Genomic DNA, 209 nt, shown 5'->3' on the forward strand with positions numbered 1-209 from the left:
GTGGTGCCGGTAGCTGCAACCGTGAACGTCGTTCCGTTATCTGCACATTGGGTTACGCTTACTGGATGTGTCGTGATCGAAGGAATAGCATTGACCGTCACACCAATCGTGTTGTTCATCTCCGTGTCACAACCTGTAGCCGTGATGGTAGCAAATACATTGAAGGTCGTGTTCGCCGTCAAATTGCCTGTCGGGAGATTGATCAGTCC

General features: G+C 50.7%; 1 protein-coding gene. It reads right to left on the bottom strand.

Going from position 1 to position 209, the window contains the following annotated elements:
* A partial coding sequence (locus tag KK083_RS32430; protein ID WP_254170312.1) for a hypothetical protein occupies nucleotides 1-182 on the bottom strand: 182 nt, incomplete at its 3' end.
* Nucleotides 183-209 lie beyond the last annotated feature (27 nt).

The sequence above is a fragment of the Chryseosolibacter histidinae genome (genome assembly GCF_018598225.1).
Taxonomy (GTDB): domain Bacteria; phylum Bacteroidota; class Bacteroidia; order Cytophagales; family Cyclobacteriaceae; genus Chryseosolibacter; species Chryseosolibacter histidini.